This is a genomic window from Micromonospora sp. DT44, assembly GCF_049841635.1.
GTDB lineage: Bacteria > Actinomycetota > Actinomycetes > Mycobacteriales > Micromonosporaceae > Micromonospora.
Map to the genome: position 1 here is coordinate 26,082 of NZ_JBNCKS010000053.1, position 21,265 is coordinate 47,346.

Annotated in this window: 22 protein-coding genes; 17 read left to right on the plus strand and 5 right to left on the minus strand. The window is 71.6% G+C overall.

Annotated elements, in window-relative coordinates; translation table 11 throughout:
• The first annotated feature begins 37 nt into the window (after nt 1-37).
• The gene (locus ACLQ25_RS25795; RefSeq protein ID WP_425733378.1) at nt 38-361 is read left to right on the plus strand and encodes a hypothetical protein; all 324 of its coding nucleotides are present in this window, start codon (nt 38-40) and stop codon (nt 359-361) included.
• A complete protein-coding gene (locus ACLQ25_RS25800) occupies nt 358-756 on the plus strand; it encodes a hypothetical protein (RefSeq protein WP_425733379.1) in 399 nt (132 codons plus the stop codon). The genes ACLQ25_RS25795 and ACLQ25_RS25800 overlap by 4 nt, the downstream gene beginning before the upstream one ends.
• Nucleotides 757-916: 160 nt before the next feature.
• On the opposite strand, the gene ACLQ25_RS25805 is transcribed toward ACLQ25_RS25800, so the two are convergent.
• Nucleotides 917-1,171: a flavin reductase gene (locus ACLQ25_RS25805; RefSeq protein ID WP_425733380.1), complete on the minus strand. Its 255-nt coding sequence runs from the start codon at nt 1,169-1,171 to the stop codon at nt 917-919.
• 221 nt (nt 1,172-1,392) lie between these two features.
• Between ACLQ25_RS25805 and ACLQ25_RS25810 the strand changes: the two genes are divergently transcribed.
• The 5 genes from ACLQ25_RS25810 (at nt 1,393) to ACLQ25_RS25830 (ending at nt 4,303) form a co-directional block, all read left to right on the plus strand.
• Complete coding sequence (locus tag ACLQ25_RS25810; RefSeq protein WP_425733381.1) at nt 1,393-2,193, plus strand: helix-turn-helix domain-containing protein; 801 nt, start codon at nt 1,393-1,395, stop codon at nt 2,191-2,193.
• Nucleotides 2,181-2,369, plus strand: coding sequence for a DUF397 domain-containing protein (locus ACLQ25_RS25815; protein ID WP_425733382.1), 189 nt, complete (start codon nt 2,181-2,183; stop codon nt 2,367-2,369). Before ACLQ25_RS25810 ends, ACLQ25_RS25815 begins: the two co-directional genes overlap by 13 nt.
• 248 nt (nt 2,370-2,617) lie before the next feature.
• Entirely contained in the window at nt 2,618-3,319 is a 702-nt protein-coding gene (locus tag ACLQ25_RS25820; RefSeq protein ID WP_425733383.1) for a VOC family protein, read from the plus strand.
• A gap of 187 nt (nt 3,320-3,506) precedes the next feature.
• Nucleotides 3,507-3,938, plus strand: a complete 432-nt coding sequence (locus ACLQ25_RS25825) for a hypothetical protein (protein WP_355052779.1) — start codon at nt 3,507-3,509, stop codon at nt 3,936-3,938.
• Nucleotides 3,939-3,985: 47 nt separating this feature from the next.
• On the plus strand, nt 3,986-4,303 hold the full coding sequence (locus tag ACLQ25_RS25830) for a hypothetical protein (RefSeq protein WP_425733385.1): 318 nt from the start codon (nt 3,986-3,988) through the stop codon (nt 4,301-4,303).
• Between the two features lie 363 nt (nt 4,304-4,666).
• Here the strand turns inward: ACLQ25_RS25830 and ACLQ25_RS25835 are convergent, their stop codons facing one another.
• Nucleotides 4,667-5,377 (minus strand): HAD family hydrolase, encoded by a 711-nt coding sequence (locus tag ACLQ25_RS25835; RefSeq protein WP_425733386.1) that lies wholly within the window; start codon nt 5,375-5,377, stop codon nt 4,667-4,669.
• A gap of 442 nt (nt 5,378-5,819) precedes the next feature.
• On the opposite strand from ACLQ25_RS25835, the gene ACLQ25_RS25840 reads away from it, so the two are divergent.
• Nucleotides 5,820-6,236, plus strand: a complete 417-nt coding sequence (locus ACLQ25_RS25840; RefSeq protein ID WP_425733387.1) for a hypothetical protein — start codon at nt 5,820-5,822, stop codon at nt 6,234-6,236.
• 17 nt (nt 6,237-6,253) lie between these two features.
• Here the strand turns inward: ACLQ25_RS25840 and ACLQ25_RS25845 are convergent, their stop codons facing one another.
• Nucleotides 6,254-6,829, minus strand: coding sequence for a TetR/AcrR family transcriptional regulator (locus ACLQ25_RS25845; protein ID WP_425733388.1), 576 nt, complete (start codon nt 6,827-6,829; stop codon nt 6,254-6,256).
• A 186-nt stretch (nt 6,830-7,015) separates the two neighbouring features.
• Between ACLQ25_RS25845 and ACLQ25_RS25850 the strand changes: the two genes are divergently transcribed.
• Entirely contained in the window at nt 7,016-8,218 is a 1,203-nt protein-coding gene (locus ACLQ25_RS25850) for a low temperature requirement protein A (RefSeq protein WP_425733389.1), read from the plus strand.
• Nucleotides 8,219-8,231: 13 nt separating this feature from the next.
• On the opposite strand, the gene ACLQ25_RS25855 is transcribed toward ACLQ25_RS25850, so the two are convergent.
• A complete protein-coding gene (locus ACLQ25_RS25855) occupies nt 8,232-9,107 on the minus strand; it encodes an RNA polymerase sigma-70 factor (RefSeq protein WP_425733390.1) in 876 nt (291 codons plus the stop codon).
• Between the two features lie 157 nt (nt 9,108-9,264).
• Between ACLQ25_RS25855 and ACLQ25_RS25860 the strand changes: the two genes are divergently transcribed.
• The gene (locus ACLQ25_RS25860) at nt 9,265-9,648 is read left to right on the plus strand and encodes a DoxX family protein (protein WP_425733391.1); all 384 of its coding nucleotides are present in this window, start codon (nt 9,265-9,267) and stop codon (nt 9,646-9,648) included.
• A gap of 40 nt (nt 9,649-9,688) precedes the next feature.
• Nucleotides 9,689-10,057 (plus strand): hypothetical protein, encoded by a 369-nt coding sequence (locus tag ACLQ25_RS25865; RefSeq protein WP_425733392.1) that lies wholly within the window; start codon nt 9,689-9,691, stop codon nt 10,055-10,057.
• 238 nt (nt 10,058-10,295) lie between these two features.
• Here the strand turns inward: ACLQ25_RS25865 and ACLQ25_RS25870 are convergent, their stop codons facing one another.
• Complete coding sequence (locus ACLQ25_RS25870) at nt 10,296-13,001, minus strand: MGH1-like glycoside hydrolase domain-containing protein (RefSeq protein ID WP_425733393.1); 2,706 nt, start codon at nt 12,999-13,001, stop codon at nt 10,296-10,298.
• Nucleotides 13,002-13,043: 42 nt separating this feature from the next.
• On the opposite strand from ACLQ25_RS25870, the gene ACLQ25_RS25875 reads away from it, so the two are divergent.
• The 6 genes from ACLQ25_RS25875 to ACLQ25_RS25900 all read left to right on the plus strand — a co-directional run.
• Entirely contained in the window at nt 13,044-14,987 is a 1,944-nt protein-coding gene (locus ACLQ25_RS25875; protein WP_425733394.1) for an amylo-alpha-1,6-glucosidase, read from the plus strand.
• Nucleotides 14,988-15,124: 137 nt separating this feature from the next.
• The gene (locus ACLQ25_RS25880; RefSeq protein WP_425733395.1) at nt 15,125-16,459 is read left to right on the plus strand and encodes a glycosyltransferase family 4 protein; all 1,335 of its coding nucleotides are present in this window, start codon (nt 15,125-15,127) and stop codon (nt 16,457-16,459) included.
• A gap of 83 nt (nt 16,460-16,542) precedes the next feature.
• Nucleotides 16,543-18,276: a serine/threonine-protein kinase gene (locus ACLQ25_RS25885; RefSeq protein WP_425733396.1), complete on the plus strand. Its 1,734-nt coding sequence runs from the start codon at nt 16,543-16,545 to the stop codon at nt 18,274-18,276.
• Nucleotides 18,277-18,394: 118 nt separating this feature from the next.
• Entirely contained in the window at nt 18,395-20,038 is a 1,644-nt protein-coding gene (locus tag ACLQ25_RS25890; protein ID WP_425733397.1) for a serine/threonine-protein kinase, read from the plus strand.
• Between the two features lie 103 nt (nt 20,039-20,141).
• A complete protein-coding gene (locus ACLQ25_RS25895; protein WP_425733398.1) occupies nt 20,142-20,951 on the plus strand; it encodes a metal-dependent hydrolase in 810 nt (269 codons plus the stop codon).
• Between the two features lie 85 nt (nt 20,952-21,036).
• A partial coding sequence (locus tag ACLQ25_RS25900) for a hypothetical protein (RefSeq protein ID WP_425733399.1) occupies nt 21,037-21,265 on the plus strand: 229 nt, incomplete at its 3' end.

Genomic DNA, 21,265 nt, shown 5'->3' on the forward strand with positions numbered 1-21,265 from the left:
CCCACCTCCGGGCGTATGACAGAGGTAAGCTACCCGTATGACAGATGCTCCGCGCCGCTTCACGATCTCCGTTCCGCCGGACGTGGCGCAGACCCTGGAGAGCCAGGGCAACCGGCTGGTCAGCGCCTACGTGACCGAGTCCGTGCGCCGTCGCCGGCGGGTGGAGGAGCACAAGGAGCTGCTGCTTGCCGCCGGCATCCACATCAGTGAGCAGGGGGTCGCCGAGGCTCGTGCCCGCCGGTTGGGCGTGGAAGCCGAGTGGTCCGCCCAGCGATTCGAAGCCGAGCGCGCCAGGATCCGCGCCGCCATGGAGGCCGAGATGAACGGCGACGACGACGCTCCCCGCGCCGATGCCGCATGACCTCGGAGATGATGCCGCCGGTCCGACTGATCCTGGACCGGTCGGCGCTGCTGGGATACGCCGTCCTCCGGACCGTGCACGTGGGTGAGCCCGTCCATGAGGTGATCGAGGACGGGGTGCGGTTCGGGGTGCCGGTGGCGGCAGCCGCCGAAGCGCTGACCATGGCGACCGGCAAGGATCTGGCCCTACTTCACAAGCTGCTGGCCCTGCCCGCCTGTGCGCTGCTGCCCGAGCGCGCAGAGGACCTGCCGGAGCTGACCTTCTGGCAGCGCCGCACCCAGCGCTTCGACCTGGCCGCCGCCGCCGTGACGGCCCTGACAAACGAAGCCGCAGTGCTCACCGCCGAGGGACCGGGGTACGGCGAAGGGCTGCCACTGATCCCGTTCTCGGGCTGACCCGCGGCGGGCGGGCACCGGCAAGCGAACCCCCCCACCCCACCCCCACCCCTCTCAGCCCCGGTGATCAAGAGGTTTGCGTCAGGAAAGACATTTTTCCTGACGCAAACCTCTTGATCACCGGGAGCGGACGGGGTGGAGCGGGCGGGTGGGGCAGTCGTCAGCCCCTCGCCCGCGCCCAGGAGAGGAAGCGCTCGGTCATCCGGGCGGGCGGGTGGTCCGGGTGGAGCTGGGTGAGCTGCTGGGTCGCCTCGTTCATCAGGGTGCCGAGATAGATCAGCAGTCCGATCCGGTTGGTCCGGTACTCCGTCAGCAGGGCGAGCTTGGCCGGCTGGCAGGGCCACTCCCGGCCGCAGTTGCGGCACCGCCAGAGCGGTCGCATGGCGACGTGCGGAACGGGCGGACGGACGACCATCACCGCCTCCGCATGGGATCGCCCGGTTCAGGATGGAACCCGGCTCGACCGTTGCTGCCCATGTGCTGTCCTCCACTCGCGCCACCGTGTTCGGTCCGTGACAGTGTGGTGACAACCCGACTAACGTCGATACGCGCTCGTGCCAACCGTGCAGCTCACGCGACCAGGTGAGCAGCCGCGACCGACACGCCCACCCGGGTTGGGCGGAGATTGGGGAGTCGATGGGGACAGTGACCGACTACGTGCTGGAGGAACTGCGCCTGCTGCGGGCGGAGACGGGGCTCAGCCAGGACGACTTCGGCCGGAGCATCGGCTACTCGGGCTCGCATGTCAGCTCGGTGGAGACGGGCGGGCGACCGCCCACGAAGGAGTACATGCGGGCCGTCGACAACCACCACCGCACGGGCGAGCGCTTCCAGCGGATGCTGGAGCGGTTGGGCCGGCTCGACGCCGAGCCGGCCTGGCTGCGCGAATGGATCGAGTTCGAGCGGGAGGCGACCACGCTGCGCTGGTTCGAGTTGGCGTACGTGCCGGGCCTGTTGCAGACCGAGCGGTACGCCCGCGCCACGCTGGCCGGCGGGCGGTTCGACGCCGAGGACGTCGACCGGATCGTCGCGTCCCGGCTGGAGCGGCAGGCGATCCTGCGCCGCCCGCGTCCGCCGCAGCTCATCGCCGTGCTGGACGAGGCGGTGCTCCGCCGGCCGGTGCTCGACCAGCCGGGCCTCATGGTCGAGCAGTGCGAGCACCTGGTGGAGCTGGCGGCGGCCGAGCACATTCAGGTGCATGTGGTGCCGGTGGATGCTGGCATGTATCTGGGGATGGGCGGACAGTTCATCATCGCCGAGATGCCGGACGGCGAACGGGTCACCTACGCGGACAACCAGCTCACCGCGCAGATCGTCGACACGTCAGCCGACGTCGCTAAGCTGGCGAAGACGTGGGAGATCGTCCGCAACGAGGCGCTCCCCCGCCGGCCGTCAATCGAGCTGATCAAGGAAGTGGCGAAGTCATGGACACCCTGACCCCACGGTGGCGCAAGTCGACCCGGTCCGGCGGCAACGGCGGCGCATGCGTCGAGGTCGCCGACAACCTGCCGCACGTCGTGCTGGTGCGCGACACCAAGGACCGCGACGGCGGCACCCTGCACATCACCCCAACGGCCTGGAAGGCCTTCGTCAGGTACGCCAAGCACCGCTGACCAACCCCGCACACGCCCCCGCCCCGCCCGGCCGGGTCGATCTTGCAGTTTCGGTTGTCGAAAAGCCTGGAATGCCGCCTATGCAGGCACAGAAAGTGCAAGATCGCGGCCAGGCCCCGGCCGATCATGGAGTCCTGGCGACTTTGTCACCCACCACAACTCCTTGATCGACGAGGCTTCGGGCGGCACTCACCCCGTCACGCGACGCTTGCCCCACGGTCGACCCCCGGAGCGGGCATGCTGGGGCGGTGATCGCTCGCTTCAAGGACCTCTGCCTGGACGCCGCCGACCCGCTCGCCCTGGGCGGCTTCTGGGCGCGGGTGCTCGACGCCGACCTGGCCGACGCCGGTGACGGCGACACCCGGATCGACCCCCGATCGGCGCGCTCGGACGCGGAGTCGATCTGGGTGAACCGGGTGCCCGAGCCGCGGGTCGGCCGTACCCGCGTACACCTGGATCTGCGTTTGGCCGACGCGGACCCGGCGGCGCTGCTCGCGGCCGGCGCGCGGTCGGTGCGCGAGCCGGACGGCGACGTCGAGCGGTGGGTGCTGGCCGACCCGGAGGGCAACCAGTTCTGCGTGCTCCCGGCCGGCGACGAAGCCCGGCCGGGCCCGGTCGAGCTGGTGGTGGCCGCCGTCGACCCGGCGGCGCAGGCGGCGTGGTGGGCCGGCCTGCTGGGCGGCACGACCGGGGCCGGGCCGAACACTGCGTCGCTGCACGACGCCGCCGGTTTCCCCTGGCAGGCGTGGGTGTTCGACGGGGTCGACGAGCCCAAGACCGTGAAGAACCGGATGCACTGGGACGTCAAGATGACGGCCCCCGAGCCGACCGCGCTGCTCGACGCGGGTGCGACGCTGCTGCGTGAGCCGGTCGACGGGGCGCGCTGGTGGGTGCTGGCCGACCCGGAGGGCAACGAGTTCTGCGCCTTTTCGCCGTCGACCACCGGGTGAACGACCGACTACCGAGCGCGGGCGCGGTGCACTAGCGTCTTTCCCAGCGCCGCAGCCAGCGCGTTCGCCGCCGCCGTCGACACGCCTCCGGCCGACCCAGCCTGCCCGATCGGTTGGTTATCGCGGGAACGCCCTTCCGCCACTGCACCGGTTCGGCAGGATCGTCCCCAATGAGGGAGGTGCCGCCGTGCAGGACACCCGCGCTCTCGCCCTGACGTTCGAGGTGAGCGGCCTGCCACCGGTCAAGACCGAAGCGTTGTCCATCTTCGCCGCCGGGCATCGGCAGGCGACGAGGGTCCGCACCCTGCTCCAGGCCGCCCTGGGCGCGGCCCAGCGCACCGGCTGGACGCCGTTGCCCGGGCCGATCGAGGTGGACGTGGTTCTGCGGTGCCCGCCCGGGCACCGTACGTCCGACGCCAGCACGCTGCTCGGCGGCGTCTGCGCGGTGCTCCAGGACAAGAAGCGCGTCGCCACCATCGGCCTGGCGCATCTCGGCGTCCTGGTGGACGTCGCCCTCTACGACGACGACCGGCAGATCCGCCGGTTGTCGTACCAGGAGGAACCGGCGGAAGACTTCTCCTACCAGGTGCGGGTCGCCGCCGTACCGACCGGAGTTTGACCGACGGCCGCGGTGGGGTATCGCGGACGCCGACGAAGGGAGCACCGATGTCGGAGCCACATGTCACGCTCGACCCACGCGGGCTCGATCCTGTGCAGCAGAAGCTGCGTGGCCCGTTGGAGGAGCAGCTGACCTCGGCTCTCCAGGCGGCCACCGACCGGATCCGCGCCAGCTACGCGGGCGAGCCGGTCGAGCAGGTGTGCCAGCGGCTGTTGGACGAGACCCGCTCCGGGTTGCACCCCGACATCGCGGCCGGCTTCAACCCGGACATGGACGAGTTCTGCCGCGTGGCGATCTCGATCGTCCGCGGCGGCTCGGACGAGGCGGACGCCCACCACGCCGGCGACGGCCGGCACCGCGCCTAGGCATGTGACACAGGGACTGGCCGGGTCAGGACCGGGTCCGCAACTACCCGGCCCTGACCCCCGGCCGTCCGACGGGGAGCGGACAGCTCCGGCATTCACCACGCGCGTGGGCGTGGCACGACGCCACGCGGCTCGGTGGGGAGGCCCGGCCGCCCTGCACTCAGCTCCACGGTGCCCACCTGTCGGACGCCCGTGCGCCCCCGGCACACCCCGAAAGGCCGCGAACGCCGGCTCAGGCTAGGCGGATCGCGCCGGGCCGGACAAGCGCTGCCGGGCCCGCCGCGACGTGACTGATCTCAAGGGCGAAAAGCGGCAGGTACGCGTAACGCGACCATGATCGTCGACGCTGTTCGGATTCGACGGTCAGAAGTGGTCCAGCAGGTCCCGGAAGGCCGCGAGCCGCAGCACGCCGGTGTCGGTCGGGTCCAACTCGTCGTTCTCCAACACCCAGGTGTTCTCGTTCGGGATGAACACCGCGTTCAGCCCGGCCGCCCGCGCCGGCAGGATGTCCGACTTCGGGGAGTTGCCGATCATCCACGCCCGGGCCGGCTCGAACCCGTGCTCGCGGACCAGCCACCGGTACGTGTCGACGTCCTTCTCGGCCACGATGTGCGCGGCCCCGAAGTGGTGCAGCAGGCCGCAGGCGTCCAGCTTGCGCTGCTGCTCAGCCTGCTCCCCCTTGGTCAACACCAGCAGCTCGTGTCGACCGGCCAACTCGTCGAGAGCGTCGGCCACGCCGGGCATCAGCTCCACCCGGTGCTCCACCAGTGCCAGAGCCAGCCGGTCGATCTCCTTGCGCTCGGCGTCGGTGGCCGGCCGCTCGCGCAGCCGCTCCAGACAGTCGCCCAGGCTGCGCAGGAAGACCTTGCTGCCGTACCCGTGGGCCACCGTGTTGGCGCGTTCGATGTCGTCGAGGATCGTCCGGATCTCCACGCGGTCCAGGGTGGGGTGATCGAGCCAGCCCAGGAAGTCGTCGATCACCCGCTCGAAGACGACGTTGTTCTCCCACAATGTGTCGTCCGCGTCGAAGATCAGCACCTGCGCCTGCCGTCGAGACGTTTCGCTGGCAGCCATCCCGTACCCTCCTCATGTTCCTCACGGCCGAACTGAGCGATCAGGATAGGCGCGTGATCACGACGGCGTGGTCCCGCGCCCGGGGGGTGCGTCCGCCGGTGGAATTCGCGCACCGCGGACAGTCGTGAGGGATGTCGACGTGATCGTGCGACGCGGCGTCCCATCGGGCAGTCCCCGGCCGATTGGCTCGGGCCAGAAGCTTCAGGAGCACGGCATGATCACGGTGAGATGGTGGGCGGGCGCCGCGATGCTGGCCTGCGTCGGGACACTGCTGGGGTGCGGTGACGGAGAAGACGACCGGGTGCCAGGTGCCACAGCGGGGACGCCGACCCCGTCCGCCGCGGCACCCTCGAGTCCGGCACCGTCGAGTCCGGCACCGACGCGCCCGGCGGCCCCGGCCGATCCGCTCCTGTCCGGCAAGCGGGAGATCAGCATGGTGCGAGTGCGGGGGTCCGGGAGCGAACTGGAACTCAGCGGCCGCCTCGTGGAGGGCGGCGACACCGGCGGTCGGGTCCTGTTCGTTCCGGTCCCGATCGGAGACGACCGGTACGTGATCAGGGCGTACGGCACCGCCGACGGTCACCCCGCCAACGACGACCCGTCGTGTTGGCAGGTCAACGGCCTGGACATCGAGCCGGAGCTGACCATCCAGGCCTCCACCTGCGACGCTGACGACCCCATCCAGCGGTTCACCATCATTGCCCAGGGCGACGGGACGTACGTGATCGGCAGCGAATCCCGGACCCTGCAACACCTGCCCGGCAACGGACTGGTCCTCAAGGAGCGCGGCGACGCCCCGCCACCCACCACGTTCCGGCTCGTCGACAAGGGCCCCTTCAAGCGCGAGCCCCTCAACTGAGGCGGTACGGCAGGCGATCAGGGCCATCTCAGCAGGCCTTCCGCGATCATCGCTTCCCGCTCCTCCTGCGCCTCGGGGCGCAGGCGACCCCCACGGGTGAGCATGACGACGCCGTGCAGCAGGCTCCAGCCCAGCTCGGCGAGGGTGTCCGGGTCACGGCCCTGGGCCAGCGGGAGCAGGGCCGCCCGCAGCGCGGCAAAGACGGCCCGTGGCGCCGCCGGCACCCCGGCCGCGCCGAGGGCGAGGTCCGGGGTCAGCGCCAGCATCGCGTCGTAGACAGCAGGATTGGCGTACGCGAAGTCGAGGTACGCGCCCGCCATCACCGCCCACGCCCGTTCGGGGTACGGGTTGTCCGCGTGCGCGGCGGTCAGCGCGGCGGCCAGGTCGGCGAAGCCGTGCACCGCGACAGCGGCCAGCACCGCCTCCTGGTCCGCGAAGTGCCGGTAGAGGTCGCCGACGTTCGTGTTGGCCCGTTCGGCGACCCGACGGGCGCTCAGGCCCAGCCAGCCCTCGGCCTCGGCCAACTCGCGGGCAGCGGTGACGATGAGGAGTCGCCGGTCCTGCTCGGTGGCCTCCTCGGCGGGTACGGACACCGGCCGAGCGTAACGACCAGCACTGTTCGCATCCGCCTCGTGACGGATTGGTGACTAATCGCTCGTTGCGCAGGTCGTGACGCTGTTCGCTGCCGTACCCGATGGTCGTTCGTTAGGTGTTCAGGTCACTGCGACGGGAGGGCACGTGGTCGTTCGACGGCGTCCGCCCGCCGAGGTGGTCGGCGGGTGAGGCAGATCCCCGGCGGAGGGTTGGTGCGGGGCGCGGGCGCCCGCGAGCGGGCCACCTTCCTGGAGCTGTTCCTCGATCTCGTCTTCGTCTTCGCCCTCACCCGGATCTCTCTCCGACTGATCGACGACTTCACCGGGGGTGGGCGTGGCGAGTTCGCGGGCCTCGGTCAGGCGCTGGTGCTGCTGCTGGCCCTGTGGGCGGTCTGGACGTTGACGGTCTGGTCCACCAGTTGGCTCGATCCCGAGGCGATGATCGTCCAGACCGTCATCGTCATCACGCTGGCGGGCGCGATGACGATGGCGGTCGCGGTGCCCGACGGATTCGGCGCGCGGGCCTCCCTCTTCGCCATCACGCTCGTGACCCTCCAGGTCGGCCGGGTGGCGTTCTTCCACATCGCCGGCCACGGCCAGCCCGATCCGCGGCAGTCCATCCGGATCCTGTTCTGGCTCGGCCTGAGCGCGCCGTTCTGGCTCATCGGTGGGCTGGTGAACGACGGCACGATCCGTGGCTGGCTCTGGGCCCTCGCCGTGCTGCTCGACCACACCGGGTCGTACCTCGGGTGGCCGACCCCCCGACTCGGCGCGCAGCGGCTCGGCGTGCAGGGGATCGCGGCCGAGCACCTGGCCGAGCGGTACCAACAGTTCCTGCTCATCGCGCTCGGTGAGGCCATCTTCGTCATCGGGCTCGCGTTCAGCGGCAGCAGCTTCCACGCCGCGCAGACGGCCGCCTTCGTGCTCGCGTTGGCGACAACGGTCCTGCTGTGGCGGATCTACTTCCACCTGGCCGGCGGGACGCTGGACACCGCCATCGGCAGCTCCCGTGACGCCGCCCGGCTCGCCACGCAGATGGCGTTCGCGCACCTGGCGATGATCGCCGGGATCGTGCTGACCGGCGTGGGGATGGAACTTTACATCAGCGAGCCGTTCGGCCACCTTCCGGCGGCCTGGCTCATCGCCATCCTCGGCGGCCCGGCGCTCTTCCTCGCCGGACGGGCGGCCCTGGAATACCAGGTGTTCGACCGGATCTCCCGATCGCGGGCGGTCGGCCTGCTGGCCCTCGCCCTGCTGGTACCGGTGACACTCCCCTTGCGCCCGCTCGCCGCCGGCACGGCCGCCGCCCTGGTGCTGCTCGGCGTCGCCGCCGTGGACACCCGACGGTCCCGTGACCGGCCCCGCGAGGCCTCCATGCCACCGTTCTGACCCGCATGGTCGTTCACCGGCGCAGCGCCGTGGCCTGGCGCATGTGCGACAGCTTCTCGGGATTGCGAACGGCGTACAGCCCCGTGACGATTCCGTCGTCGAGACGCACCGTCAGGACGGTGTCGAGTTCGCCATCGAATCGGACGATCAACGCCGGGCAACCGTTGACCTCGGCCGGGTGCAGCGACAGCACGGCGACCTGCACCTGCCGCGAGGCCAGCAGACGGGCCACCTTGTCCGCGCCGACGACGGGCCGCAGCACCGCCTGCTTGATGCCGCCGCCGTCGCCCAGCAGGACGACGTCGGGCGCCAGGATGTCGAGCAGACCCTGCACATCGCCCAGGTCGACCGCCCGCCGGAACGCCTCCAACGCGCGCCGCGCCTCGGTCGCCGAGACCACACCACGCGGTCGGCGCGCGGCGACGTGCGCCCGTGCCCGGTGGGCGATCTGGCGGACCGCCGCAGGGCTCTTGTCCACGGTCGTGGCGATCTCGTCGTAGTCCACCTCGAACACCTCCCGCAGCACGAACACCGCCCGTTCGGTCGGGCCGAGCGTCTCCAGCACGAGCAGCATCGCCGTCGACACGTGCTCCGCCAGCTCGACGTCGTCGGCGACGTCGGGCGTGGTCAGCAGCGGCTCGGGCAGCCAGGAGCCGACATAGGACTCCCTGCGCCGGCCGATCGTCCGCAACCGGTTGAGGGACTGGCGAGTGGTGATCCGGACCAGGTACGCGCGCTCGTCCCGGACCGCCGCGTGGTCGGCGTCCGCCCACCGCAGCCAGGTCTCCTGGAGTACGTCCTCCGCATCGGCCGCCGAGCCGAGCATCTCGTACGCCACCGTGAAGAGCAGGTTCCGGTGTGCGACGAACACGTCCACGGCGGCATCCACCCGCGACTCCTGTCCTCGACGTCGGTTCACCACCATCCGACACCGGTCGACCGTCACCTGTGACACCACGGGCCTGTGCAGCACATCACCCACCGGAGTGAGTCACGGTCAGCGGGCCGGCGGTGTCTCCTGGTCGACCCAACCGAAGGGAACGTCCATGAACATCGCGCTGTGGATCGCGGCCGGACTGCTGGCCACGGTGGCGCTGGCCGGCGGCATCACCAAGACCTTCGTACCCCGCAGGAAGCTGGCCTCGCACCGCGGCGGCGGGTGGACCGGGGACGCCAGCGACGGCTTCGTCAAGACCCTGGGCGTGCTCGAACTCCTGGCCGCCGTCGGCCTGATCCTGCCGGCCGTGCTCGACATCGCCCCGGTCCTGGTGCCGGTCACCGCCATCTGCTGGATCCTGCTGATGATCGGCGCGATGATCACCCACCTGCGCTACGACGAGGCGAGGTTCGTCGCGGTGAACGCGGTGTACCTCGCCCTGGCCGCCTTCGTGGCCTGGGGTTGGCTCGGCCCCGAGCCGTTTACCGGCTGACGTTCACTGGACCTCCACACCGCCTCGCTAGCCTGGCGCGATGACATCGCCTCGACGCCTTCTCCTGGCCGGGCTCGGCGTCGTGGGCCTGCTGGCCTGCGGTTGGGGCCTGTGGTTTCTGTCGCTGTGGGCGTTCGGCGACGAGGGATCGTTGCCACCGAAGTGGCGAATCCCGGACGTGCCCGCCGGGGCGACAGTCGTCGACGAAAGCGAGACGTGCGCCTCCGGCGGGTGCTCGTGGCAGGTGACGGTCGCGCCCCCAGCCGGCCAGTCTCCGGAGGAGTTGGCCGAGACGATGGGCCTCTCCGAGCAGCAGGACCTGCCGCCGAAGCTGCTCGACCCCGGGTCGGTCTACGTGGTGGCAGAACCCCAGAACGGCCAGTTGATCATCCACGTCGGCTACGAGTAATCCATACGGTCGTGCCCCGCCCCCGGAGTGATCGCGCTCGATCCAGGATGTAGTGGCCTCCCGCGTCGAGGACACCACTACAACAAGGATCGAGCACGATCATGTCGCGCCCGCGCCCGCGCCCGCCCCGCGCCCGCATGATCCGCACACTTTCGGTGAAGTTGCTGCCTCCAGCCGCCGTGATGCAGCAGCATCACCGAAGTTGCGCGGATCTTGGGGGCACGGGCACGGGCAGGGGTCAACGGCGCAGGGTGAGGATCAGGTCGGCGACCAGCGCCGTCCAGCCGGTCTGGTGCCAGGCGCCCAGGCCGGCGCCGTTGTCGCCGTGGAAGTACTCCGGGAAGGCGATCAGATCCCGCCAGTCGGGGTGGGTCTGGAACAGCCGCGCCGCGCCGTAGATGGGTCGGCGACCCCAGTCGTCCTGGGTGAAGAGCGAGATCAACCGGGCTGACAGGTCGTCGGCGATCTCGTCCAGCGAGAGCTTCACCCCCGAGCGCGTCGGATACTCCACCTGGAGGTAGTCCCCGAAGAACGCGGCGTAGTCGCGCAACGCGCTGATCAGCAGGAAGTTCGTCGGCATCCAGATCGGCCCGCGCCAGTTCGAGTTGCCGCCGAACAGGCCGCTGGTCGACTCGGCCGGCTCGTAGCCCACCGAGAACTCCTGCCCGCCGAGGTTGACCGAGAACGGCTTGTCCAGGTGTGCGCGGGACAACGTACGGAGGCCGAAGTCGGAGAGGAACTCGTCGGTGTCGAGCATCCGGGCGAGCAGCCGGACCACCTGCTCCTGGCCGACCATGGACAGCAGCCGCTGCTGGCGGCCGTCCGGGCCGATCCGTCGGGTGCCGATGACCTCGGCGTACTCCGGGCGGTTGGTGAGGAACCAGCGCAGCCGCGCGCCCAGCTCCGGCAGGTGGTGCAGGGTCTTGGCGGTGAGGCGGGTGGTGGCGGCCAGCGGCAGCAGCCCGACCACCGAGCGGACCTTCAGCGGCACCTTCGTGCCGTCGGCGAGCCGCAGCACGTCGTAGAAGAACGCGTCCTCGTCGTCCCACAGCCCCTGCTCGTACGCGGCGGCGGCGATGTAGAGGAAGTGCTCGAAGAACTTGGTGGCCGTGTCCACCCAGGTCCGGTCGTGTTCGGCCAGCACGATGGCCATGTCGAGCAGGTTGAGCGCGTACATGGCCATCCAGCCGGTGCCGTCGGACTGCTCCAGCACGCCGGCCACCGGCAGCGCCGCCGAGCGGTCGAACGGTCCGACGTTGTCCAGCCCGAGGAAACCGCCCTCGAAGACGTTGTTGCCGCCGGTGTCCTTGCGGTTGACCCACCAGGTGAAGTTGAGCAGCAGCTTGTGCATCACCCGGCCCAGGAACTCGAAGTCCTTACCGCCGTCGATCTCGAACACCTTGAGGGCCGCCCAGGCGTGCACCGGCGGGTTCACGTCGCCGAACGCCCACTCGTACGCCGGGATCTGCCCGTTGGGGTGCAGGTACCACTCGCGCAGCAGGAGCAGGATCTGCTCCTTGGCGAAGCCCGGGTCGACCCGGGCGATGCTCACGCAGTGAAAGGCCAGGTCCCAGGCCGCGTACCAGGGGTACTCCCAGGGGTCGGGCATGGAGATGACGTCGAAGCTGGTCATGTGCCACCAGGCGCTGTTGCGCCCGTGTCGACGCCCGGCCGGCGGCGTCGAGCCGGGGTCGCCGTCCAGCCAGCGTTTGACGTCGAAGTGGTAGAACTGCTTGCCCCACATCAGCCCGGCGATGGCCTGCCGGGCCACCAGCGCCTCGTCGGCGGTGGCGGCCTCGGGGATCACGTTGGCGAAGAAGCGGTTCGCCTCGGCCCGACGGGCCCACACCACCGACTCGAAGCCGTCGCGCAGGTCCGCTGGCGGCGGTGGGCCGGCGGCGGGAGGTGACGCGGTACGGGTCAGCCGCAGCCGGATCTGGCGTTGCCCACCGGCCGGCACGTCGAGCACGTAGTGCAGCGCGCCCTTGGTGCCCTCGCGGGCCGGGTTGACGGTGGGCGCGCCGTTGACGACGTGGTCGTTGATGCCGTCCTTCGGGTACGGCGAGCGGCCCGCCAGGCCCCAGAGCCGTTCGGCGTTGGTGTCGTTGTCGCAGAGCAGCGGCACCGGGCCGCCGTCGCCCTCCAGCAGCAGTTGCCCGAGCACCCGGTGCTCACCGACGAGTCGGGTGCCGTCCCCGGTCAGCCGGGGAATCCGGTCGCCGCCGGGCAGCCCCCAGGCCCAGGTGTTGCGGAACCACAGGGTGGGCAGCACGTGCAGGGTCGCCGCCTCGTCACCCCGGTTGGCGACGGTGATCACCATGCACAGGTCGGTCGGGGACGCCTTGGCGTAGTCGACGGTCACCGCCCAGTACCGGTCGTCGTCGAAGATGCCGGTGTCCACCAGCTCGTACTCGGTGTCGTCCCGGCCGCGCAGCGCGTTCACCGCGACGAGTTCGTCGTACGGGAAGGCGGCCTGCGGGTAGTGGTAGCGCCAGCGCATCCAGGAGTGCGTCGGGGTGCTGTCGAGGTACCACCAGTACTCCTTGGCGTCCTCCCCGTGGTTGCCGCTGTCCCCACCGAGGCCGAACATCCGCTCCTTGAGGATCGGGTCCTTGCCGTTCCACAGCGCCAGGGCGAACGCGAACGTCTGTCGGTCGTCGCAGACGCCGGCCATCCCGTCTTCATTCCACCGGTAGGCTCTGGACCGCGCATGGTCGTGTGGGAAGTAGTCCCACGCCGTACCGTGCTCGCTGTAGTCCTCCCGCACCGTCCCCCACGCCCGTTCGGACAGATAGGGACCCCATGCACGCCAGTCCTGCTCCCCCGAGTCGGCCTGGGCGAGCCGAAGCCGCTCAGCGTCGGGTGGCGAGGCGTCGGAGGACGATCCGTCAGTGATCACGTGCACATCTTTGACGCCGCCGCGGTACTTCACCACAGCGGCCATTCTCGCCGTGGCGTGTTACACCTCGACGGCGGTGGAGGAAAGTTGATCGACATCATTTTCGGACCGCAGGTCTGCGGCGACCTGACCAGCGCGTCCAGCCGGGAGTGGCTGGTGCCCGACGGCCTCGGCGGGTACGCCATGGGCACCGTCGGCGGGTTGCGGACCCGCCGCTACCACGGCCTTCTGGTGGTGCCGGGTGATACGCCGGCGTCCCGCCAGGTGGGACTGGTCAGCCTCGACCCGGCCGTCACCCTGCCGTCCGGGGCGCGGGTACGCCTCGGCGCGCACGAGTGGTCCTCCGGCGACGTCGATCCGCGCGGCTTCGAGCTGCTGGAGCGCTTCGAGCTGGTCGACGGGCTCCCCCGCTGGCGGTGGCGGATCGGCGCGGTCGTCATCGAACGCGAGCTGGCGATGCTGCCCGGCCGCACCTGCGTGGCCGTGGTGCACCGGCTGGTCGCCGGCGGTCCGGTACGGCTGGAGCTGTCCGCCGCCTGCACCTGGCGCGACGCGCACGGCGAGCGGCGGGCCGACGGCCCCACCCCGCAGGTCGAGTCGGTGGCCGACGGCGCGGTGGTCGAGGGCGCGTACCGGCTCGCCGGCCCCGGCTGGACGCCGGAGGGGCAGTGGTGGCTGGGCGTGCACCACCGCGAGGAGGCCAACCGGGGCCTGCACCCGGACGAGGACGTCTGGTACGCGGGCCGCTTCGCCGGCGAGCTGGAACGCCCCGGTGACACGGTGTCGGTGCGGGCCTGGGCCGCTCCGCTGGACGAGGAGCCGCCGTCGGCCGTCGAGATCGTGGCGACGGCCCGGCGACGCAACCGGCAGGTGGTGGCGACGGCGAAGCCGGCCGACGACGTGGACGCGACGCTGGCGCTGGCCGCCGACGCGTTCGTGGTCCGTACCCGGCAGGCGGCGGTCGACGTGGTGGCCGGCTACCCCTGGTTCGGGGCCTGGTCGCGGGACACGATGATCTCGTACGAGGGGCTGTTCCTCTGCACTGGTCGGGCCACCGAGGGGCGGGAGCTGCTGCGGGCGTACGCGGCGACCCTCTCCGAGGGGATGCTCGCCAACACGGCCGACACCGGCCGGGTGGAGTACAACACCGTCGACGGCACCCTGTGGTTCCTGCACGCGGTGAGCCGGCACGTGACGGTTACCGGCGACACCGATCTCGGCGACGAGCTGCTGCCCGCGCTGCGCGGGGTCGTCGACGCGCACGTCGCCGGCACCCGGTACGGGATCGCCGTCGACCCGGCCGACGGGCTGCTCACCCAGGGCGCCCCGGGCGCTGCCCTGACCTGGATGGACGCCCGGGTCTACGGCGTACCGGTCACCCCGCGCACGGGCAAGCCCGTCGAGGTCAACGCGTTGTGGATCAACGGGCTGGCCGGGCTCGCCGAGTTGACCGAGCTGGCCGGGCAGGACGCGGGCGAGCTGTGGCGACTGCACGGGCGGGCCACCACCTCGTTCCGGGAGCGGTTCCCGTCCCCGACCGGGTGGCTGCACGACGTGCTGGACGCGCCCGCGCCGGCGTACCCGCTGGGTGGGGCCGCCCTGCACGACGACGACGCGCTGCGCCCCAACCAGTTGCTGGCCTGGTCGCTGCCGTTCGCGCCGCTGGAGCCGGACGAGGCGACGCTGCGCCGGGTCGCGAACGGGCTGCTCACCCCGCTCGGGCCGCGCAGCCTCGCCGAGGATGCGGCCGAGTTCGTGGGTCGCCACCGGGGCGGCCCGGCCGAGCGGGATGGCGGCTACCACCAGGGCACGGTGTGGCCGTGGCTGCTCGGGCCGTACGTGGATGCCACTCGCCGGGGCAAGATGTCAGTCGATGACGTATTGATTGGTATTGAGTCCCATCTGACCGAATATGGACTAGGCTCGGTAAGTGAGACGGCCGACGGTGTCGCGCCGCACTCCGCGACCGGCTGCCCGTTCCAGGCGTGGTCGGTGGCCGAGTTGCTGCGGGTACGCCGAAAAGGCCAGTAGCGCTTTACACGACCGCAACGGCGGTGTCTCCGCTGGTTATCTCGGCCCCGGCAGGATTGGCCCCGATCCAGACGCGACGGCGGCACCGACTCCGGTGTCGGTCGGCGCGCGCCCGGGGACAACTCAAAGGGGGCCGCATGTCACCCGATGCCCACGTGATCGACATCAACCCCGCCCGCCAGCTACGGGTGCTGATGCTGTCGTGGGAGTACCCGCCGGTGCTCGTCGGCGGCCTCGGCCGCCACGTCCACGCCCTGTCCGTCGCCCTGGCCGCCGCCGGGCACGAGGTCACCGTCGTCACCCGCCACGCCGAGGGCGCACCCCTGGAGGAGTACGTCGACGGCGTGCGCATCCTGCGCGCCCCCGAAGACCCCGTCGCCTTCCCCCTGGCCACCGGCTCCCTCCTGGCGTGGACCATGGCGTTCAACCACACCCTCACCCGCACCGCCCTGCGCGCCACCCAGGCCGGCGCCTACGACGTCATCCACGCCCACGACTGGCTCGTCGCGCACACCGCCGTGACCCTGTCCGAGCATCTCGACCTGCCGCTGGTCACGACCATGCACGCCACCGAGGCCGGGCGGCACCAGGGCTGGCTGCCCGAGGAGATGAACCGCACCATCCACGGCGTCGAACACTGGCTCAGCGGAGCCTCCACCCGCGTGATCACCTGTTCGGGTTACATGCGCGACCAGGTCAGCGCCCTGTTCGACGTACCGGGCGGGCTTGTCGACGTGGTCCCCAACGGGGTCGACGACCGGGCGTGGCGGGCCCGACCACGCGCGGTCGCGTCGGCCCGCGCGCGGTTCGCCGCGGACGGTCCCCTCGTCGGGTACGCCGGCCGACTGGTCTACGAGAAGGGCGTCCAGCACCTCGTGCACGCGGTGCCCCGACTGCGCGAACGGCACCCCGGGCTGCGCGTGGTGATCGTCGGCGACGGCCCGTACCGCCCCGAGTTGGAGGCCGAGGCCCGTCGCCTGGCGCTCGGCTCGACCGTCCGCTTCACCGGCTTCCTCGACGCCACCCAACTGCCGGCGGTGCTCGGCGCCACCGACGCGACGGTGGTCCCCAGCCTCTACGAGCCGTTCGGCATGGTGGCCCTGGAGGCCGCGGCGGCCGGAGCACCCCTCGCGGTGGCCCGTACCGGCGGTCTCGCCGAGATCGTCGAGCCCGGTGTCACCGGCGTGACGTTTCCGCACAGCGACCCGGTCGCCCTCGCGGGCGCGGTCGACCGACTGCTCGGCGACGAGGTCTTCGCCCGGCGGGTCGCCCGACGGGCCCGGACCATGGTCGGCGAACGCTACGGATGGGCCACCATCGCGGCCCGCACCGCCGCCAGCTACGCCGCCGCCCGGCGCGAACACGGCCCGCTCCAGGCTCGCCGGGCCGCCGCCCGACTGGCCGGCGGACGGAACCGGATCGCCATCCCCGAGGGCAATCTGCTCGCCGCCGCCGACCACGTCGCCTGCTGAGATTCGTCGGACGACCTATAGGTACCTTCCGATCCGCTGGTTAGGGTGTACACCGGACAGCGGCTGAGGAGGAGCGTGCGCAGGTGCTGATCGCCGGTCGGTACCGGTTGCTCGACCTGGTCGGCCGCGGGGGCATGGGTCGGGTCTGGCGAGCCCGCGACGAGATGCTGCACCGCGAGGTCGCGGTCAAGGAGGTCGTACCGCCGAACTGGCTGGCCGACCACGAGCGGGCCGAGCTGCGCTCGCGCACCCTGCGCGAGGCGCGCACCGCGGCCCGGCTCAACCACCCCGCCGTGGTCCGGCTCTACGACGTCGTCCAGGTCGAGGGCAGTCCGTGGATCGTGATGGAGTACGTCCCGTCGCGCACTCTGCAGGACGTCCTCGACGCCGAAGGGCCCCTGGAGCCGGCCCGCGCCGCCCGGATCGGCCTGGCCCTGCTCGACGCCCTGGAGGCCGCGCACACGGCCGGAGTGCTGCACCGCGACATCAAGCCGCAGAACGTGCTGGTCGCCCACGACGGCCGGGTGATGCTCACCGACTTCGGACTGGCCACCTTCGACGGCGGGGACGGCGCGATGACCCGCCCCGGGATGGTGCTCGGCTCCCCCCAGTACGTCGCGCCGGAGCGGGCCGCGGAGGGGGTGTCCACGGTGGCCGCCGACCTGTGGTCCTTGGGCGCCACCCTGCACGCCGCCGTGGAGGGCCGCTCCCCGTACGCCCGCAGCAACGCGATGGCCACCCTCAGCGCGCTGGCGGCCGGCCCACCGGACCCGGCCCCACACGCCGGTCCGCTCGCGCCGGTGCTCGACGGGCTGCTGCGCCGCGACCCCCACGACCGTCTCGACCACGGCGAGGCCCGCCGGCTGCTCACCGCCGCCGCGGGCCCGACCGGCATCTCGTCCGCTTCCGGGGAAGTCGCGCACTCCACCACCCCGCAGCCCGTGCCCGACCCGATCGACTCCGGCGTCGACCCACCCGGAGACGCTCCCCTCGATGATCGCCCGAGCGTCGACCCGGATGTCCGGTACCCGCAGGACGCCGCCACCAGCACGACGGGGCGAGCGGCCCGCCGGCCAGCGGCCCGGCGGGCCGCGCTGGTCGTCACGGCACTGCTCGTGGCGGCGGCCGCCGGGGTGGGCACCGCGCTGGCCGTGGCCGGTGACACTCCGACCGACACCGCCGGGCCGACCACCAGCCCCACCACCAGACAGGTGGACGACGGTCGAGGGCCGGACGGGGAGTACGGCGACGACCGGGGCGGCCCGCACCGCGGCGGCCCGGGTCGGCCGCCGCCCGGTGGCCGCGACGTGCCCCCGCCGCCGTTCCCCTGCGTCCGCCCGGACGTCGTCGGCACGCCGGTCACGGTCGGGTCACCCGCTGCAGGCGAGCGGTTCCAGCCGCCACCGGGATGGGTATGGCATGCCGACACCACCGGCTTCCGGGTCTCCGTCCCGGCGACCTGGTACTACTCCCGGGAGGGCACGGTGGCCTGCTTCCAGGACCCGGCAACCGGCCGGGCGTTGAGCGTCGCCGAGGGCGGCGCGGCCGACCCGATGACCCGATTACGAGCGGCCCGCGACGAGGCCGCTCGGGCCGGCGCGCTGCCCGGCTACGACGAGATCCGGCTCGCCCCCGTTGACACCGGGGCGGAGTGGGAGTGTCGGTGGGACGCCCCGGACGGTCCGCGGATCCACGCCCGGCAACAGATTGTGGGTGAGTCACGCTGGACGTTGGGTTGGATCACTGAGGACCGCGACTGGAACACCGCGGACGGGGACTGGGCAACCCTGCGAAAGAGTTTCCGACCACCCCGCTGACCTGCGCCGTATGGCCGTGCCCGGCCCTCCGTCCGGCGTGGATCGAGGCCGCTCAGCGGATGAGAAAATCGGCGACGGTGGCTATCGTGTAACGCAGGGTGACCGAGGGGGAGCGACCGTGCAGCAGTTGCTGATCGCGGGTCGGTACCGGCTGCTCGACCTGGTCGGCACCGGCGGGATGGGCCGGGTGTGGCTGGCCCGCGACGAGATGCTGCACCGGGACGTGGCGGTGAAGGAGGTCGTGCCGCCGGCCTGGCTGGCCGAGGCCGAGCGCGCGGAGCTACGGCTGCGCACGCTCCGCGAGGCGCGCACCGCCGCGCGGCTCAACCACCCCAACGTCGTCCGGCTGTACGACGTGGTGCACGACGGCGAGAACCCGTGGATCGTGATGGAGTACGTGGCATCCCGGTCGGTGCAGCAGATCATCAACGACGAGGGTCCGCTCAACCCCACCCGCACGGCCCAGATCGGGCTTGCGGTGCTCGCCGCACTGCGGGCCGCGCACACCGCCGGCGTCCTGCACCGCGACGTGAAGCCGCACAACGTGCTGGTCGCCGACGACGGGCGGGTGGTGCTCACCGACTTCGGCCTCGCCACCTTCGACGGTGGCGACGGGGCGATGACCGGACCGGGCCTGGTACTCGGCTCCCCACAGTTCGTCGCACCAGAACGGGCGCGCGACGGCGTGTCGGACCCGCGTACCGACCTGTGGTCGCTGGGCGCGACGCTCTACGCGACGGTCGAGGGGCAGTCCCCGTACGCCCGATCCAGCGCGATGGCGACGCTCAGCGCGCTGGCCACCGAGCCGCCGGATCCGATGCGCCGGGCCGGCCCCCTACGCCCGGTGATCAGCGGCCTGTTGCAGCGCGATCCCTGGCGGCGCTTGACCGCCGCCGAGGCCGAGCCGCTGCTGCGCGCGGCAGCGGCGGCAGCGGCGACCGACCACGACCCGCCCTCGCCGGCACGATCCAGCGCGGTGGCGGCGGTCCGCGGCGCGGCCCGGGCCGCCGCGTCCGCCCCGGTCCGCGCCGCGGATGCCGCGCCGGACGCGGCGACGTCGGTCCACCGCCCGGCGGACCGCGCCGCGGGCCGACGCGGACGGGTCATCGCATGGGGCGGCGCGGCGACCGCGGTGGCCCTGCTCGTCACCGGTGGCGTCACGGCGGCGCTGCTGCACCGCTCGGACGACCGCACGCCACCCTCCGGCTCCGGCGGCGGCGCGACCACCACCCGACCGGCCGCGTTCGCCTGCGCCACGCCCCCGCCACCGAAGGCCACGCCGGTGCCCTCGACGCCACCACCAAAGGACGCGCGGTACGGGCTACGGGACGGCTGGACCTGGCACAACGACCCGACCGGCTTCCGCATCGCCGCCCCGGTGGGCTGGGCACGCTGGACCGAAGGGGCGGTGACCTGCTTCCGGGAGCCCAGCGGGGCGCGCGTGCTCAGCGTCGAGGCGGGACCGGCACGGACCGATCCGCTGGCGCACCTGAGAGCCCAGGAGGAGCGACTCGTCGCCGCCGACGCGCTCCCCGGCTACCGCAAGCTGGACATCTCCGCGCTGGACGTCTTCGAGGGCGGTGCCCTCTGGGAGTGCAGTTGGGAGAACGCCGCCGGCGAACGGGTGCACAGCATCCGGCTGCTGGCCAACACCTCGGCCGGACACGCCTACACCGTCTCGTGGTTGACAAAGGAGTTCGACTGGCAGGTCAACGCGGCATACTTCGTGATGATCCGGCAGAGCTTCACGCCCACCCTCTGACACTGTCCGTTGTGGACGGCTCAACTGACGCCCCTGCGACACCGGTGCTGGCTACAGTGGCGTAGTTTTGGCGCTCAAGATCCCTGGGGAGGGTGAGCCGAAGATGATGGGACCGTCGCACGCGCTGTCCGGCGCGGCGGTATGGCTGGCCGGGTCCTGGGCGCTGGACCAGTTCGCCGACTACCACCAGTCGCCTCTGGCGCTGGCGGTGGGTACGGCGGTGTGCGCGGGTGGGGCGCTCTTTCCCGACCTCGACCTGTCCGGCAAGGTGACCCGTAACCAGGGCGGCGCTACCGTCGCCCGCACGTTCGGGGTCTTCTCGCTCTTCGTGGCCGAGGTGATGGAGAAGATCTCACTCGGCGTCTACTACGCGACGAAACTCAGCAAGGACCCGCGTCGCAACAACGGGCACCGGACGCTCACCCACACGCTCCCGTTCACGCTGCTGGTGGGCTGGGGCACCACCGCGCTCTGCGCCGCGTACGGCAAGTGGGCGGTGATCACGATCCTGTTCTTCATGTTCGGCCTGGCCCTGCGCGGCCTCTTCGACGAGTGGGCCGAACGGGCCGGCTGGGTGATCGTGACCCTCGCGTCGGCCGGGACCGCCTGGTTCACCTTCGCCAACCTGCCGGGCGGACGGGGTTATCCGCTGATCGGTACGGCCGTCGGGGTGGGATGCCTCGTGCACATCCTCGGCGACATGATCACCCGGGCCGGGGTGCCGATCCTCTGGCCGATTCCGATCCGTCGCCGCATGTGGACGATGATCGGCCTCCCGAACAGCATCGCGCTGCGCACCGGCAGCAAGACCGAGGTCGTCGTCCTGCGCGCCGTGCTGACCGTGGTCGTGGTGCTCGCCACCGCCGGCCTGATCGCACCCTCAGTCCTACAACGCCTCAACATCGACGTATAAAACCCCACCCGCACCCCACCCCGCCGCACCCGCCCGGCCACACCCCGCCGCGTTCGCCGCGCCCGGCGTGTTCACCGCGCCCGCCGTGCCCGCCGCGTTCGCCGCGTTCGCCGCGTTCGCCGCGTTCGCCGCGTCGATCTTGCACTTGCGGATGTCGATCCGTCCTGCTTCGCGATTTATGTCGCCGCAGAATGTGCAAGATCGACGCGATGAGGAACGTCGCCGACGCCAAGATCGCGCTCGATCCAGGAGCTTGTCTCATCCTGTTTGGGCTGTTCAGGAGTGGTTGACAGGTCTTGTTGGTGTGGTGGGGT

Excerpts from the sequence above, each read along its gene's own strand:
- ACLQ25_RS25815 (WP_425733382.1), top strand. The coding sequence starts at position 2,181 with ATGGACACCCTGACCCCACGGTGGCGCAAGTCGACCCGGTCCGGCGGC.
- ACLQ25_RS25870 (WP_425733393.1), bottom strand. The coding sequence starts at position 13,001 with ATGGCCGCTGTGGTGAAGTACCGCGGCGGCGTCAAAGATGTGCACGTG.
- ACLQ25_RS25795 (WP_425733378.1), top strand. The coding sequence starts at position 38 with ATGACAGATGCTCCGCGCCGCTTCACGATCTCCGTTCCGCCGGACGTG.
- ACLQ25_RS25860 (WP_425733391.1), top strand. The coding sequence starts at position 9,265 with ATGAACATCGCGCTGTGGATCGCGGCCGGACTGCTGGCCACGGTGGCG.
- ACLQ25_RS25880 (WP_425733395.1), top strand. The coding sequence starts at position 15,125 with ATGTCACCCGATGCCCACGTGATCGACATCAACCCCGCCCGCCAGCTA.
- ACLQ25_RS25865 (WP_425733392.1), top strand. The coding sequence starts at position 9,689 with ATGACATCGCCTCGACGCCTTCTCCTGGCCGGGCTCGGCGTCGTGGGC.
- ACLQ25_RS25895 (WP_425733398.1), top strand. The coding sequence starts at position 20,142 with ATGATGGGACCGTCGCACGCGCTGTCCGGCGCGGCGGTATGGCTGGCC.
- ACLQ25_RS25800 (WP_425733379.1), top strand. The coding sequence starts at position 358 with ATGACCTCGGAGATGATGCCGCCGGTCCGACTGATCCTGGACCGGTCG.
- ACLQ25_RS25830 (WP_425733385.1), top strand. The coding sequence starts at position 3,986 with ATGTCGGAGCCACATGTCACGCTCGACCCACGCGGGCTCGATCCTGTG.
- ACLQ25_RS25810 (WP_425733381.1), top strand. The coding sequence starts at position 1,393 with ATGGGGACAGTGACCGACTACGTGCTGGAGGAACTGCGCCTGCTGCGG.
- ACLQ25_RS25805 (WP_425733380.1), bottom strand. The coding sequence starts at position 1,171 with ATGGTCGTCCGTCCGCCCGTTCCGCACGTCGCCATGCGACCGCTCTGG.
- ACLQ25_RS25835 (WP_425733386.1), bottom strand. The coding sequence starts at position 5,377 with ATGGCTGCCAGCGAAACGTCTCGACGGCAGGCGCAGGTGCTGATCTTC.